The sequence below is a fragment of the Peribacillus sp. B65 genome (genome assembly GCF_058513295.1).
In genome coordinates, this window is record NZ_CP195840.1 from 3452952 (window position 1) to 3469994 (window position 17043).

Here is a 17043-nt window from a genome sequence, read left to right on the forward strand (position 1 = left end):
AACCAAGGAAACTATGGTTACCCCATTTTTTATACAGGCATTAGTGGGGTTATAAATTCCAAATCGAATTCGACTGTACCTGATAATGCCTCTCCAATTGTCGTCAATGGAGATATCTGATTTTTCTTTATTTCTTGCAATGTTACTCCTTCTTTAATAATCCATTTAATTAAAACCTCTCTTTCATTCTTACAAATGGCGGGTTGATTTTTTTGTAATATGTTTTTCTTTAATTCATATGCTAGCGCTGCAGACAATAATGGAGGAACTGCATCACCTACTTGCTGATAATAATCACGACCATTCCCGATATCTTCACTAGTGCCTTTGTAAGGCTTTTGGTTTATTCCTTTTAAAATATACCAATCAGGGAAGCCTTGTAACCTCGCTGCTTCTCTTGCAGTTAAGTTACGATTAAACTCTGGATGGACCAACTCTTCTCTAACGTGTGAAGTAACAGTCCTAGAAGGTCGTTTGAGAGGAAGTCTCCTGTTTTTTTGTCTAAAAGTTCCTGCTGAAATAACCTTTCTTGTTATTAACTGTTGTAAGTCTTCCACAGCTAATTCTCTTTCTAACCTATCTCTTAACAACCCTTGGCTTTCATCCTCTTGTAATAAACTATACCTTTCAATTATCCGATCTGTATGATTAGGGATAATAAAGTTAGTAAGTTTATTAACAGTACCTTGCACTAATTTCTTTTGTACATATCCGTAATTAATGAGCTCTCCTCGACAAAATTTTGTGAAATCATTCTTAGGAGAATCACCATACTCATTACTGATGTACATATTACCATCTCTTTTAACAAGCTCCTGCTGTGCTCCAAAAATAGTATCTTTAGGAGCCGTCACCTTCGGTAAATCCTGAAATGCTTCCTCAACGGTTACCCATGTTGGTTCTTGATTTTGAAAATACAATGGTTGTGGAAAGGTAAGAGGTAGATTCTCATCTTTTGTTGCTATTACTATCAACCTTTCTCTTGTTTGAGGAGTACCATAATCCGCAGAATTCAGTAAATTACAATTAATATACTTAAATCCCTCTTCAACAAGCTCTTCTAAAATTACATGAAAAACTTTTTTCTCATGAACATCATTAGACGCCTTGTTATTTATATCAGCAACGTTCTCCATTACAAAGTACTTGGCATTTAATTCACTGGCAACTTTAATTAAAGGACGATAGAGAACATCTCTCGGGTCCCCTTTCTTTTTCTTAGGATTAGCAGAAGAGAAACTTCGACATGGTGGCCCCCCCACTACTATGTCAACATCTTCTCTGCCTGTTTTTTCAAGAACAGTTTTTTTTAATTCAGCCATGTCTTCGTCAGTAAAATTGGATAAATCCTTTTTGATAACTTTCGCCTCAGGAAAATTAGCTGAATAAGTATCTATGCAATCATCTTCATATTCAAAAGCAGCTACTGTATTAAATCCCTGCAGGTGAAATCCTAACCCTAAACCACCTGGACCGGAGAATAATTCAACAATATTTAATTTTTTTTCATTCATAATCTCGCCCTCTTTAAGTTTATTTAAAATAAGACTATATGTTCTATTCTAACATAGAACCAGTGATATCTATATCACCTAAAAGCTCTGTTATAATAAGGAAAAAATAATCAATAGATTATTCCTTCAAAGTGCATAATAAACATAGTCATATCAAATAATCTATTTTGAGGTGCATTTCTAAATTTTTCCCCCTAGCAACAAAAGTTCGATTTATTGTGAATTGGAATTTTAGGGTTATGCTGATAAGTCGAATGGTAATAATAATTTTTATATTTTTCTTTTAACTTAGAAAACCTCATTTACTTATGGCACTGTTCACTGTGATTTATCAAAGTGAGGTTTTTACTCCTAAAAGAAATCTAAATCCACTTACTTTACTACACAAGCATCTTCATTAGAAACGGCTACATTATATTTATGTTACTACCTTCAAATCCATCACATCTCCTGTAACTTTGTTCGTTAATTAAGAAAAGTAAAATAGACCTCATAGAGAACCTACAAGGTCTATTTCACCAAATAATTGGTTGTTACTCAATCTGTCGCCCTCTTTGTAGCCCCACCATGCAATGTAATCCGAGGCCTTAACAATACCTTTTGAGGTTCTTTTTCAAAAATTGAATGCGTCGACTTACTAGCCCAAATGTACGCTTCCCCTGCTTTTAACTGATTCAGTTTCGCAGGCATCAATTCAGCTGTGGCCGTTAACGTCTTTTGAATATGCTTTAACCATAATGGTGCATTGAATTTGTGCAGCACCACTAGATTCGATAATTCGATAATTTCATTTGGAACTGATGGAGGGTTTTGCGAAGCGATGATCATCGACACGCCTTTATGTCGCATTTCTCGAATTACTTCAACCACATTTTTCATTAGGGCTGGATCGTCCATGTATTTGTGCGCTTCATCAAATACAATCATCTTGTTGAATGGACGGTCATGGTACTTCACATCGGAGAACACTCGAAGCAGAACCATGAACAATCCAAGCGCTTCATTCTCTTCAATAAATTCGTCACGAATATCAACAATAACGACTCTGCCTGGTTTTAACGTTTCTCCGATTCGGACTCCTTCGTTAATATAATCCTCTACAAATCGAAGTCTTCTCTCCAGCAGCTTTCTAGAACGATCATCAAGGTCCTCTTCTTCAATTCCGCGGCGAATATTCTCAAGCGTTAAATTTCTTCGGTAAAGACGAAGAACGGATTTCAACTGTCTCAGATACATTGCAGAATTGCCTTCCGAGTTCATAAGGAATTGCCAATCCTCCACATTCAATTCATCTGTACTAAATTGCAGTGGTAACACTTCAAACGAAGGATAGTCGCGCATTCGTTCTTCCACGCGATCCACAGGCGTGATAATAACGACATCTTCAATGCCCTCTGGTTCAATTCCGTATTCCGCTCGAAGTCTTTCCACTTCTCGTTCATTGCTGTTCGGCTCTCGAATCGAAGTGAATTCCGGTTCATAGGCATCGGAACGGCTATAATGGAAGACCACACTGCCAAGCGGTGCTGGGAGTTTGTTCGCATTGGTAAAGTGCTTTGTTGCCATTTCTAGAATTGACCCAACGGTGTAGCTTTTTCCACTGCCTTGAACACCAAATAAACTAATCGTTAAGGTTCCGTCTAAATCAATGCCAATGGTGTCCCCATTTGTCGCCAGTTTTCCTAGAATTCCAAACTGATTGCTCACATGGTGATCACCAAGGCAAATCGTTGGGGGCGAACAATTTTCCGCTTCTTCAGGGACTGAGGTATGGGGCTCTTCCTCCTCGTCTCCATCCTCTAACTCTAAATCGAGCAATCCATTTGGATCATCATCTTTAAGGGTCTCGGAATCTTCCTCATCCACAATATCTGTATCTAAATCCAAGTCGGAAGGCATTGCCTCTTCCGCTTCGGATTGCACCTCTTCACGATATGGACTTTCCTCTTCAGGCTGCTGAATCTCTTCCTGTTCATCTAAACCCAAAGAAGGCTCATCCGTTTTTGCTTTTCTTCTCTCTTCGGTGATTCGCTCCAACTCAAGATCTGTAAAGAAGAATGAGGCACGACGTTGCAACTCTTCTCGTGACAATTCACCAAAATACTCGGTTTCTTGATCAAACTCTGCTTCTGCCGATCGGAAATACTGTTCTACCTTGTCTTTTCCGACTACATGATAACCGACTCCATCTAAGGTTCGGCTATCAATGCCTTTTTGATCCATCGCGAAAATGAAGGCATGTTTCTTAAACGACAGATTATAAGGTTCCTTCACATCATCCATTTTTAAAAGGAACGATTTCGTTTTAAAATAAGCATCGCTTGTGACACTTTTAAAGCGATACGAACGATCAAGATAATAAAATAGAATATTGGCTAGTTCCTTTGATTGTTGCAGAAAAACAGGCTCGCTTTGTTCTTCACTCACAAATTTCTTCCTCAAAAGCTGCTCGCTGTTTTCCAGCTGCTCGACGATATTTTCACGAAAATCAGTCGCGCTGACAATATTTCCACCTGGAAGCGTGTTTCGCCACTTCACTTCAATAAGATTAAACGCAATTTCCTTTTTCGATGGTTTACAGGCAACGGTTAAAATGTCGGTCATTTTTTGACTCACCAAAGATTTCCGTTCTTTAACAAACCAATTTTTATGGGCATCTAAAGGAATCACAATGAGCTGAAGTTCTTCATTCGATTGATTGAATTCTCTAAAATACAATCGAGCTAATGCCATACCAAGTGCACCTTTTACTTGCGAAGGACTTGACGTAAGCTTCATCACAAGCTGACCAGAGATAGCATTTAAACTGTCTATCACGGCACTTTCTGCATGTTCACCTAGATTTAATCCAATCGACTGAGCGACCGGCTTCACGATGTTTTCAATCTCGGACACCTTATTGGTCGATACATAGACTTGATTTCGCTCTAAGCTGTCATCAGGCGCAAAGTCGATCAAGTGATAACGATCCCTGCCTGATGCTGGACGATCAAGGAAATCAACCCCTAAGTATTCATCAATGATGATCAACCAGTCGGAGGCCTGATGAATCCCTTCTAGATGTTTTTTCAAATCGGCATCCATGTTAATCATCAATCCTGGCAGATTATCGATCTCGTCCGTTTCATCAAACATCATCAGGGAAGAATAGTTTTCAAGCAGTGACAGCATTCCTTCAGCCTTTTGGTTGCCAAATGGTTTTCCTTTTGTTGAGACAAACTTTTTCCAATATGACATTTGATCGTTCTCATTTTTCCCGCTTGTATGAGAAACTAACTCATAGCTCAAGCCATTGAAATAGGAAGAGCGATATTGTTTGGCTTCTTGTTCATTGATAAATCCTACCTCTGCTTTTAACAGTTGACTTAGGATGGAAAGATTAGCCTCAAATTGATTCGGGTCCTCTTTAAAGTCTCTGGTTAAATGCTTGGAATAAGAGAACATCGGGAATAATGGATTTTCGGTTTCCATCGTAATTCTCGCTTGGAAATCATCCACCATTTTCCCTTCTCCAGAAGTCATCAAATCATCAATCGCGTTTCCTAATCCATCGAGCATTTCTTCATGCTCGGTGAACAGTCTCAAGTTGATCCGCAGGTTTTGGAAAATCCGATATTTATCCTCCTGGAAGGATTTAAATAACTGCTTAAAGAGAGCCAGTATCTCGGATCCATCGTCCGGTTCAAACACATTAATCGTGAGAACCGATATATACGGACGCTTTTCTAGATATTGTAAAACCTTTTCCTTCATTCGTTGATAAGGAAATTTACTTTTACGCTTGTAGTTTCGATTGATCCGGAAAGTCTCATTGATACTTTCCAGAAAAGCATCGTCGGTCATCTTCGAGATGGGAACAAAAATACCCCAATTGTTTCCAATCGTATCTACATTCACATACCAAGAATTATGGCGGTCCTTCACCATGAATGGATAATAAATACTCGTCTGTTCTGACAATAGCGTTGAAATACCGCGAAGACGACGATCTCTGTCAGATAGTCTGCCCACCTCATTCATCCACTTATCGCTGGTCTCTTCATATTGTAAAGACCAAGCCAATTTTAATGGATGCGAGGGCGTCATTAGATAAAAGACAGCATCCGCTATTTGGACTTCAATCAAATCGGTCATACGAAGGCGATTCATCAGTAGCTGCGTTTCTTCTGTATTTTGTTCCATCAGCTCTGTCAGCAACGCTTCGTACGTATTCAGATATTTCTCCGCTTTTTCTACTAAAAAGCTTTCTTCAAAGCTTAAAATCTGTTCCCAATGATAGGGACCAAGGTCCGTAATCGCCTTAAAGAAGCGTTTCCTTTGACGAAGAAATTGCTTATATGTGTATGAATCGTATTTGATTTCATCATATTGCTGTTCAAATTGAAGACAGTCCTTTAGTTCTTCGTGTGAAACATCCGCTGCATTTTTCAACTGCAACGTACCGAGAAATTCAGGATGTTCGAGCCACATGCCATGACATCTATGGAGCAAATAATTCGTTGAAAGATGAAAAATCGTATTTTGCTGTTTGCTATACAGAGAAAGCTGTTGATGGATCGGAACAGGCTGTTCTTCCTGCACTCTCCAGGTCAATTCAAACTCGTTTGGATCAAATTGAAAATACTCGTCCTCTTTCATCGTTGCTATACGAGCGGCACGAAAGACCTCCTGACTTGACCCAACGATTTCTTTCTTCTCCTCGGGTTCGTCTTCACTGTCAGGTTTTCCTTGAATGTAAAAAACTTCAAGAGCCACTGATTCTTTCAAAATAAAGTCATCATGAGAAATTGCTTGGATCCCAATTGTATAACGGCCGGGTTCAATATCGGATAATCTAAATAGTTGAGTAGCCGTAACATTTTGCGTTTGAGCTACTTTATTGGCTGACTTCTTTTTCGAAGTCGAAATGGTTTGGACAATCGTATAATTTTCTTCCGCTTCTGCATCAATAAGATGGACATGGACCCGTTCCCAGTCTTCACATAATGGGGGTGTCGGGACACTTCGGTAATGGATTTTAAAATCCTTTTTCCCGTCCAGTAACAACTCCAATCCATTTTGTCCGCGTACAAGGGCAGAGCCTTTTATCTTATCAATGGTTAATTCTTCGAGATTGTCCATTACCTTTTCAACGCCCCATCGCTTAAAATCGAGTGTATTCCGTAAGGATTCATCCTTTAACGTTTCTTTTACCCATTGATCAAAATCAACACGGTGAGAATAGCTTCTTAATAAACTTAACAGTTTCTTCTTGATTGCTTTATCCTTTGTATGTAATTCATCGACTCGGTTTTGAATCGACTTTGTTACATTACGCAGCGTTTCTATTGCTTTAATGTTTTCTGTGATCCGAATATTTTGATTCGTAGCTGTCAGGACATCTTCATCCGGCAAAAGATAAAGGTATGGAAGTCTGTTCCCAATACTCTCCGCAATACCAGCATTTTCAGTAATCGAAAGATAGAAAAGGCACCAATCAATCGCACCTGGAAATTTCCAGTTCTTCTCAATCAATTTCGTCATATTTTCAATGGACAAAATTTGATTCTGATTCAAGATGGCTTGTTCGGCTTCAATCTTTAATCGCTCTTTCATTTCCTGATACACGTGATCAAACGAAATCCACTCAAAGGTTGCAATATCAAATGAATCTTCCGCAGCAGTGCGTAAATTTGGGGGAATAAATAACACGATGACCTTTTGTTCTAGGTTTCGTCTTTCTACTAATTTCGTCGCGTGAATTTCAAATGGCTTACGGTGGCGATTATCATTTGAAGTCAGAACATAGGCTTCAAATTTCCCCGCCCCATTCACCAAGATATCATTACATGCTTTTTCCATGACATGGGGAGAGAGATCGGTTACTTGTGCGCAATGTCCGGGCTCTTTATTAATCAGTTTCTCAATCAATATCGTGGCGACATAGGAGCCCACCTTCTGATCAAGATCATCCCGTTCGATGATTTTCATCATTCCTCCCCCTTTACTTCATATCTAGCAATTAACCACTGGGTATTATAAGCATCACTCAATGCCTGATAATAGCCAATTTCCTGCAGTTTATTCGAGAAATATCGTTCATTATTGCGAAAGGCTTGGTACGCATCATCATTATCAAACCCTGGAATGAGTTGATTGATATAAAACCCATACCGATCTCTCATCCATTCCATAAATTGATCGAGGCGTAGAACCTTGGTTTCATAGTTTCCGTTCTTTCCTCGCTTTAGCATCGCTAAATGAATCAACGTATCTAACAGCTTGGATCCAAGACTATACTTTTTATAGCGAGCCGCTTGTTGTAGGATGCCGGTCTCCGTATTTTTTGAAAAAGCAGAAGAAAGAAGTCGCCTATAGAAATCCAAAATGAATTGGTTGTATGATTTGTTCAACAGCTCAATATATTCTTCAAACGGTTCTTCGATCTCGTCCTCATTTACAGGAACATAACCCGATAGTTCACTTAGTTTTTCCGTAAAATAATCATCGACTTTTTGCTTGATGCTTGGATCTTTCTCATCAAACGTAATCACCTGCTCCAACGTATAATTATTCCGATCTAACAAGCCTTCTTCCACCATGAAATCGATTTTCTTCCGTACATAATATAAGGATTCAACCAGCACCGAAAGCTGTTGCTCATGCAATAAGACATTTCGTCCTGAAAGCTTTGCTAAAGGATCACTAAAACCTTGCTTTAAATCAATTTGAAAAACGGGTTTGGAATCCTCTTCATAATCGATCTCCATCGTTTTTCGATTGATCATTTCAGGAAGTAGTTTGGCTACCCGTAACACATACAATCCTAAATGAAGCATAAAAATTTGACTGAGCGCTTCAAGAATCGAGGAGCGAGACATGTAATGCTCATAAGCAAGAATCCGCTCCACATCATCCGCTAACAGCAAGGCCTGATCAACGCTCACTAACTGATCAGACGTATCGACTTGACTTCCCTTTTCATCACGGTCATTTGGAATATGGTTCGTGATACTGGCGACCAACCAGGTGGACAGCTCCAAATCATCCGAATAAATGACGGTGTCCAATTGTTCATTATAATTATAGGCAAGAAAACGTCTTAACTTATCAATGATTGCTGGTTTCCCATCATTTATCCGTGCTTCATCAGCTTTAACAAGCAAATGCCAGATCTGCTCGCTAGCTTGATAATCATTGATATTATCTTTTTCACTTGCTTTATAGGCATTCAATGATAAGGGTAAGAGCGAAGCAAACTTGGGTACCTTATTCGGACTGTTTTTATAAAGCATATCGATATAATCGTTCTGAATCCACTTTTTCACAAGGGATTGATGATCACCAAAGCCCTCAAAATGATTCTCATGCTGGAACACGATGTCCCAGATTCCCTTTAAACAATCAACAGACGGCTTCGGCGGCCGATGGCCATTGAATTTGATAAGGGGTAAAAAGTTAATCAGAACACGGTCTTTTGCAATCGTCTTTGCCTGGACACGGAGAGCTTTTCGTACCGTATATTCTTTGTGATTTTTCTCGGAATTTACCAATTTACTCTCCTTCTTCCAATACAGATAGACTTAACTTCCCATCTTTTTTCTCTACCATATAAAGATCCTTATTTTTTTCGATTAATAGCAGTTGATTATACGATTGACTTAATAACTGGGTTTTAAAAATGGTCAAATTCATAAAACTGCCTCGTAATTCATAGGTCGAAGGCACATAACCACTTTTCACTTTTTGCAGCAATTCATACAGATCAAGCGTTAAATCAAGCATGATACGTTTCCCTTGGTCACCCGACTGATATCGCAGCTGGATCGCATCTGGTGAATACTCAATAAATTGCGTTTCTTGACCCAAATCCTGGACAAGCAGTTCGAAATTTTCCCTTGGGAAAATGCGTAGACTAACGAATTCCGTTGTCTTCCACGTGCTTTCTTTTAACGCCAATTTATCTTTTGTAAATGGATGATGGACCCCTTCGGAATACGAAATCGCTTTAAGGACCTCAGTCAGCTCTTGTTGTATATCCTTATCCCCGTTTAGGATACTGCTAAACTGCTTTAACGAAGGATATGGAAGGAGAATATACGGATCATTATCCAAGCTTTCAAAATAATACTTGCGTTTACTAATGGAAACAAATGTTTTAAAAGCTTCCACTTTCTCCACTTCCATCAATTCATTCGAATGGATTGGACGATGTTCGTAAAATAGATCCAACAACTTTGTTTCTTTTGGTTTATAGGACAAATCTTTGATCGCATAAAGTTCCTGATCACTACTTGGCTGACTGGCCAGTGTATTTTCAATATGTGGCACGGACACCTCGGAAACATCGACTTTGCCTAATTCCTGCATTAATCGGTCCACACTTTGGCCCATGTTGAAGACCGAATTATAGTAGAAACCAGTTAATAAGGCTTCGCTGTTCGCTAAAGAAGAATAGCGTGCCAGCCTTTCGATCTCGCGGCAGTTCTTCGTTCCATATAAAATATAAGAAAGTGCAGAACGAATATCCCTCATAGTAATATGGAGCTTTTTCCGTAAATGAACCGTTTCGACGACATTTCGGATATTTTCTTTAATTTGTGGTCCAACGGCCTCATCCTGGATGGATGTTACATTATAATAAATCGGACAAGCATCCTTCACTTTGCAGTTATCGCAAAGCTCTGTGATTCGAGGATCCGTAAATTTATCGATTAGCTTTTTAAGAATCGAAGGGGTGTTTTCATCTTGTGCCACAATGCTTCTCCAGTTTAAATTCACAAGAGAAAATTTGGTTTCCCGGTTCTCACGTAAACGCAAATAGGACTCGACGTGTTGGAATAGCTTGCCATATTTTTCATCATGAGAGCTTAAAAATTCCATTAGTCGCCCTTCATTTATAGCGATTAAGCGGACTTCTTTACGTTCATCAGGTTTGTGAGAAAATGGAACATCGCCTGCAAAGACATTAAAAAACTCATCCAAAACGTCTTCGTTCAGCTTGTCGCCTTCATCCTGTGAACCATCATAATTAGTAATCAAGCGAATGCCTCTAAAGTCAATCACTTTTCCGTTGCTTCCGTCCTCTACTAATTTTCCATCCACATCAAGAAGCTGATTTTCGAGATTTTGAATAAAAGCCGTTTTCCCGTCACCGGCATTTCCTGTAATGACAACCAATTGAAAAGCTCCATCTGCGATCTTTTGCAGCAGCGTTTTTTCGAGTTTCGTCTCGACATAGTTGCTCTTTGCAAATGGATCTAAGCCTCTAGTACCTTTATTACTGATTGGACTTTGACTGTATAGACTTTGGAAATATGGGATTAAATAATTATCATATTGATTGTTGATCGTTTCTGGGTAAGGTTCTATTTCTGAAAAATCATTTTCAGGCAACTTTACTTTGATTTCACTGTAATACGATGCAATGTCATCCAGTGCTTCCAACATGTCTTGCGGTGTTCGGAAACGCTCGTTATGGTATGGATGACAAGCTTTTTCAACCCAGCTCGCTAATTCAGAAGATACCGTTGGGCGATAAGTCTTTAAAGGCTTTGATTCCTCTCCCAATTCCGGCATATAATCTTCAAATGGATATTCGCCGTTACTTAACAATTCGTATAAAACGATACCTAAGGAAAATGTATCGAGACTCGGCTTCGCCCCGATCTCATGTACATCGGGTGCCAGGTAACGCTTCGTTCCTCCGATAATCGTACTTTGATCGGCATCGCGGCTAATATTAAAATCAATCAGAAGCGTTTTCCCATCCCGAACCATAATGTTCGCAGGTTTAATATCCGCATGAATAATTGGTACTTCTAGGCTCTGCAAGTAAATAAGAGCATCCAGCAGTTCTCTTGCCCATTTGATGACTTGGAGAATCGAAAAGCTATTCTGTTCATCTAACAATTGCTGCATCGATTTCCCTTCAATAAATTCCATTTTCAGAAAGTATTGATTCCCTTGATGAACCGAATCTACATCGTATCCCTTTGCAATATATGGATGATTGATCGATCGAAGACGATGGTATTCTTTACGAACGACATTAATATTACTAATCTGACTGTTCTTCATCACCTTAATCGCAAAGGTTTCTTCCGTCGGCACATAAAAAGCCTTATAGACGTTGCTTGTTCCACCTTGACCAAGGCGTTTCAAGATCTTATAGCGTGAATCAATTTCACTACCTTCTTCATAGACTTCTGGCGTTTCTACCGGATTCTCTTCCGCAGCCTGTTCTTCTGATTCTTCTTCGAAAATCTCCAAAATCTCGTCTGCAGACTGGTACCATTCTTTATAATGATGGTGCGACATCTTGATGATGACATTCATCAATTCTTCATCCGCTACCCCTTGAATGGCTGGTAATTTTCCATTTTCACGCTCCAGATTATTTTGATCTTTACCCACTAATAGGTCGTAAAAAATTCTCCCTACTGAATAAAGGTCGCTCGCAGGTGATGCTAAGTTATGAGAGGATAGTACTCTCCCTGGTGTATAGCGGGTATCAAGCCCTTCTGATAAAGCCTCTGTCATGATCGTCGTCTGACTTGATGCGTCTACCAATCTTGAAAACTCAAAATTTTGCAGAATCACCTGTTCCCTCTGATCAATCAGAATATTACTTGGTGTTAAATTACGATGAATAATTCCCTCATGATGAACCTCTTTCATTATTTTGACGGTCTTCAAAAAGATATCCTTAATTTTTTCTTCAGATAGCTTCTTCTCTTCAAGGAAATATTCCATCAAAGATTTGCCGTCAACCTTTTGGTATACCACGCAAAAGCGGCTTTCATCTCCATCTGGAATAAAAGCAGTAATCGGCTTAACAACCCCTCTAACATCACTCATACCTTCGAGCTTTTTATTATCATTACGTAAGAGGTGCATTTGCTGCTTTTGCTCTTCTCGTGAAAGATATGGCTCCATAAAGAATTCTTTTAACACATACTGCTTATCACTGCCTGTATCTTTATTTACCACTATGTATTCATTATAAAGTTCGGTCTGTTTTTCCAAATAGACTTCTTCATAATGATGAAAGCATCGATTTTTCTTTGGAATCGGTTGAAAGGTTTTCATTTCTTCCAGTACAAGAGGCTTTAATTGATCAAACGAAATTCTCATTCTCGATTGATCGGTATGAACCCGATTTTCTTGAATAAAATGGGAAATCGTTTTTAACGTTGTCATTTTGCTGCGACTGTTTCCTTTAACGGAGATTTGAACATCGCGGCCGCTGAAGTTAATGACATCTTCAATCCAGACTTGTCTTAAGAGCGGATTTTTACTTTGCAGATAATTCTTTAATACTTTCGCTTGTCGGGACACCTGTTGTAAAGGATTGCTCTCGGTTTTATTGCTTAAGACGATTCTACTATCGTTCCCTTTGATTTCCCCATGCCAGTACTTGTCTTCAATCACATAAATCGCGTGAGGAGCTACAACGACAATGTCATATTCAAAAAACTGTCCATTACCTGAAGGGATTTCAAAATTATGATAAATAATAAAATCATTAGAGAGCGTCGATTGAAGCTCTCTAATTAATAGGCGCTCTCCTTCTGATGCAGGCTGTCCAACGCGGTGGACAATGGCCATAGACTATTCTCCCCCTTTTTCGATTCGGATGTTGATATGGTTTTTCTTAAACAAATTCGTTGCTACTCGTAAGACTTCTTCTAATTCAAATTTATCGGTTTGGTCCGCAATTTTTAAAATCAAATCTTCCAATGTGCAGGACTTACCTTCTATCGCCAGTAGGACCTCTGCTTCCTTCTCCGTCAATTCCCCTTTTTTTGCAGCATTGGCTACGAGGTTACTAGCTTTTGAGATACGAGTTGGAATCGACTTCAAGCCTTTTACATCCTCTTCTTTGATTTGATCTTCAAACTTTGTTTTGAGCATAAACAATTGTGAGGAAATATCGAAGACTTCCGTTTCAATTTCCTCTACATCCATCTCCAGTACATCGGTATAATAACGAAGTCGTTGGTCTAAAGTATCCGTTAGCTCAAGCCAATGATCGACTTGGTTTACAATCATGGATTCAAATTCCGTTTGCAATTCCTGATAGCTCTTCGATTGTTCGTCTTCTTTGAATTGCGTATGGAGCTGACCGCGGATCGAAAGTTCGTTTAATAGCTGCTGATACTTTTTCTTTTCTTCTTCAAATTGCTTACGCGACTTTTGAAGCTCTTGCATGATTTCTTCGCGAACTTCTTTTAAGCGATTGATCCAGTGCTTGTAAGACGGCAACCCTTCGCCTTCCCACTCCTTTTCAATATTAGTATCCACTTGTTGTACTTTTTCAATGAGATGGGTCAGACCCATCGTCTTCAAGCGGTCTAATAAATCACTTAGAGATTTTCTATCATTGTAATAGGCTTCCCATGTCGACCATTCAGCCACTTCTGCTTCTAATTCTTTTCGTTTCGGCTTAAGCTCGTCCCATTGGCGATCTACACTCTCGATATTAGACGTGATATCAATGAAAAAGTTGACCCCGTCATTTACTTCACTAAAGTTTTGAATCGATGTTTTTTGCAGTTCTGCCTTTTCCGTTGTAATCGCGGCGTATTGATCCTGTAGCTCTTTTAACCCATTGTCAAGCTTTTCCTTGTATTGGAACCAGTGAGCTTTTTCAGGTTCTTCCACGGCTTCGACTGCTGAAAGAGTATGATCTAATGTAGAAAGCACCCTTCCTGACTTTTTAAGCTTATCTTCAATTACATCAATCGACCTATTCACAAAAAGACTCATATCCTTTTGAAGCGTATGTAGGACATCTTTTAACACGCCTGAAAGCTTTTCATAGGTTTCTTCATCCTGAAGCCTTTCAATTTGAGCAATAATCGGCTCTGTCGTTATCGACACCTTTTGCCCTTGCAATTCAAGTTCTGTTTTCAAGCTTTCGATGTATTGAACTTGTCCTTCCAAATTGGCACGCCATTCTTCAATCGTGAGGGGCTTCATATAGAATTTTTCTTTGTTTGGACTTCTGAAAAAGAGCTTTCGTATGGCAGCAAATTCAAACAGCTGCTCTCGTTCTTGTATTGCATAGCCTAGTTCAAATAATTGTTCAGATACTACCGTAAAATCAACTGCTTTTGCTTCCTTTCTCGTGATGGTAATCTCTTCCGCACTTTCCTCAATCAGTTCGACCACTTTTCGTTCGGCTGGGTGAGTATTTAAATATAAGTGATCATCATCGTGAATACTGAGTAAGCTAGGAAAATCGGTCATTAAGGTTTCAAATGGTGCCACACTGCCCAATGTAAACATCGCAGCAATGTCTTTCTTTTGTTTCCCCGTCAATCTTGGATACTGTTTAGCTAACGGCTCAATGCCTCTTTTTTGTGAAAGCGGTATTTTTTCACTTTCCAACACAGCTTTAAAATAGGCCATTTTCGGCTTCCAACGACCGACCATTATCGTTTTATATTCTGGAAAACGTTCCTCACACATTTTTTCAAATAATTCAATGAGGATGCTTTTTCCATGATTCCGTAATTCCCATTCAGATCCATGTACGTTTTTCATTTCTACATCAAATAAAGCAGCAATTGTCTCATTGATGATTTCACTCATGACAAAGTTCAAATCTTCCTGTTCACTTGTTGGAATATTTCCCGTTTTGTTCAGATAGTGAAGCAGATTTAACAGCAGCTGTACATCTGTTTTTTCAAATGGAATTAACTCCGACAGTAGCGGTATTTCAACATTGATCATCGTCTTAAGATTCAAATTAAACGCGTAAGCAAATGGATCACTAGACTGCCTTACAACTTTATTTCCACTTTTATCTTCCATATCTAAAAGGAAAATCCACTTACCCGTATACACAAATTCAGGTTTGTATTCCAACGATTTTGGCAGTTTTTTTTCAGAAAGGCGGCTCGTCGTTACAATTTGCAGATGGCGATTTGGGAAACGATTCTTCACCTTATAGTACGTACCGCCAATATCCGTGGTAAACACACCGCTTGCATATGGTTTAAACTCAATAGGGTCTTCGGTTATTTGATCAAACATACATATCCAGTCTAGTTCATTCCGATCGGTTAATAACTCAGGTACAATCACCTGATTAAAAGACTGAACTGCATTTTCTTGCGAATCCTTGTCATTCGCCTGATAATAACGCAAAAAGTCTTTGATAGCCTGATCAAGAAAGCTTTGTGGAGCCGTTTGCACTTGATCTAGAGCGACTAATTTATACCCTTCAATCAAACTTTGACGGATTTCCACGCCAATCCATTCTTTTAACAGGGTTTCCGCTTTTTCATTCAGCAATTGATAGTCCGACAATACCTCCGGCTTACATCCTTGCGGAAAGGCAGCTAGTGCATAAATGAGCTTTACATAGTCCTCATCCCTTCCGACCTTTTCGATCAGGGATTGAACGGTCGCAATAAAATGAGAACGCTCTCCTAGTAAGATCTCTTCGTTCATACAATCTTCGACGAGATCAAGGACTGTGTAAGTTTGATTCGTTTCTTGATAATGCTTCACAATCGCATTGAAAGCAGAGATTACAGAACGTGGTCCGTTTCCGATATCCTTCCGTGAGCTGTCGGTCAGCTGTCCAAGTGCTTTGATTGCATAGGCATCGATAATTTGATCCTTATACGCTTTAAAACCAAAGTAAGAGGCATAACGATCCCACAGTTGTACCGCAAATTCAGACGTATAAATCTTTGATAAATCGATCAGCATTTTTTGTGCTTGGAAACGGTCGAGTGCGTCTGATTTTACTTGTTGCATTTGGACAAACGAGTTCAACGGCAAACCGATCATAATTCCGTAACGGCCTTCACGATTCAATGTACTGTTGGAAAGTTCAAATAAATATTGGAACACTTTTTCCGGAGCTAGTTCATTCAACGTAATTTGCAGCTCATCGGTGAAAACCATTAATCCAGAATAGCCGCATTCATTGACTAAGAAATTCGTGATCTTATCACAATATTGAAGAAACTCTGCGATAGTACGTTCTAAACGATAGTTCCCTTCCTTGATTTTTTTCTCAATAAAGGCTTGGGCTTTTTCTTCCGTCATCCCGCTGGAGATTAAAAACTTGATTTCACTCTTCATACCACGCTTCTGAAATTGGGAAACAATTTCCTCAAATTCTTCTTTTTCAGAAAGATTTTTTTTCTCTAATATGTATGACACCCATGCTTGGATTCCAGAAAACAGCTCGTCCAAGCTTCTCCAGCTAAAAGGAGGAACCGCGATCATTCCTTTTTCCTCGGCTTTATGCCAGAGATAAACAAGCATACTCGTTTTTCCCAGACCAAAATCTCCCGTAACTAGTCCGGAAAACACTTTATGCTGATCGACAATACGTTTCACCATTTTACTTTCGTAGTCCTGTGCATCCCCTAAAGACATATGGGTCATCGCATGCTTGCGATAGTTTCTTTCAACGCTTTCAGGTGATGCCGTCAACTCTTCCCATGTAGCCGTACTGATAATCGGATCTTTTTTTAGGATTTTCTCTAATTCCCCTAGTTCATTGAAAATGGCAGACATTCAT

General features: G+C 39.2%; 5 protein-coding genes. All 5 read right to left on the reverse strand.

Features of this window, described 5'->3' with window-relative positions:
- Window positions 1-29: 29 nt before the first annotated feature.
- The gene (locus ACSR9O_RS16925) at window positions 30-1514 is read right to left on the reverse strand and encodes a DNA cytosine methyltransferase (protein ID WP_491724759.1); all 1485 of its coding nucleotides are present in this window, start codon (window positions 1512-1514) and stop codon (window positions 30-32) included.
- A 537-nt stretch (window positions 1515-2051) separates the two neighbouring features.
- Window positions 2052-7484, reverse strand: a complete 5433-nt coding sequence (locus ACSR9O_RS16930; RefSeq protein ID WP_491724760.1) for an ATP-binding protein — start codon at window positions 7482-7484, stop codon at window positions 2052-2054.
- Window positions 7484-9046: a methylation-associated defense system protein MAD7 family protein gene (locus ACSR9O_RS16935; RefSeq protein ID WP_491724761.1), complete on the reverse strand. Its 1563-nt coding sequence runs from the start codon at window positions 9044-9046 to the stop codon at window positions 7484-7486. Before ACSR9O_RS16935 ends, ACSR9O_RS16930 begins: the two co-directional genes overlap by 1 nt.
- Before the next feature lies 1 nt (window position 9047).
- Entirely contained in the window at window positions 9048-13103 is a 4056-nt protein-coding gene (locus ACSR9O_RS16940) for a protein kinase domain-containing protein (RefSeq protein ID WP_491724762.1), read from the reverse strand.
- A gap of 3 nt (window positions 13104-13106) precedes the next feature.
- Window positions 13107-17039, reverse strand: a complete 3933-nt coding sequence (locus ACSR9O_RS16945) for a hypothetical protein (protein ID WP_491724763.1) — start codon at window positions 17037-17039, stop codon at window positions 13107-13109.
- Between the last annotated feature and the right edge of the window lie 4 nt (window positions 17040-17043).

Bases quoted from the DNA above. Each gene is read 5' to 3' on its own strand.
- ACSR9O_RS16925 (WP_491724759.1), bottom strand. From the start codon at position 1,514: ATGAATGAAAAAAAATTAAATATTGTTGAATTATTCTCCGGTCCAGGT.
- ACSR9O_RS16930 (WP_491724760.1), bottom strand. From the start codon at position 7,484: ATGAAAATCATCGAACGGGATGATCTTGATCAGAAGGTGGGCTCCTAT.
- ACSR9O_RS16940 (WP_491724762.1), bottom strand. From the start codon at position 13,103: ATGGCCATTGTCCACCGCGTTGGACAGCCTGCATCAGAAGGAGAGCGC.
- ACSR9O_RS16945 (WP_491724763.1), bottom strand. From the start codon at position 17,039: ATGTCTGCCATTTTCAATGAACTAGGGGAATTAGAGAAAATCCTAAAA.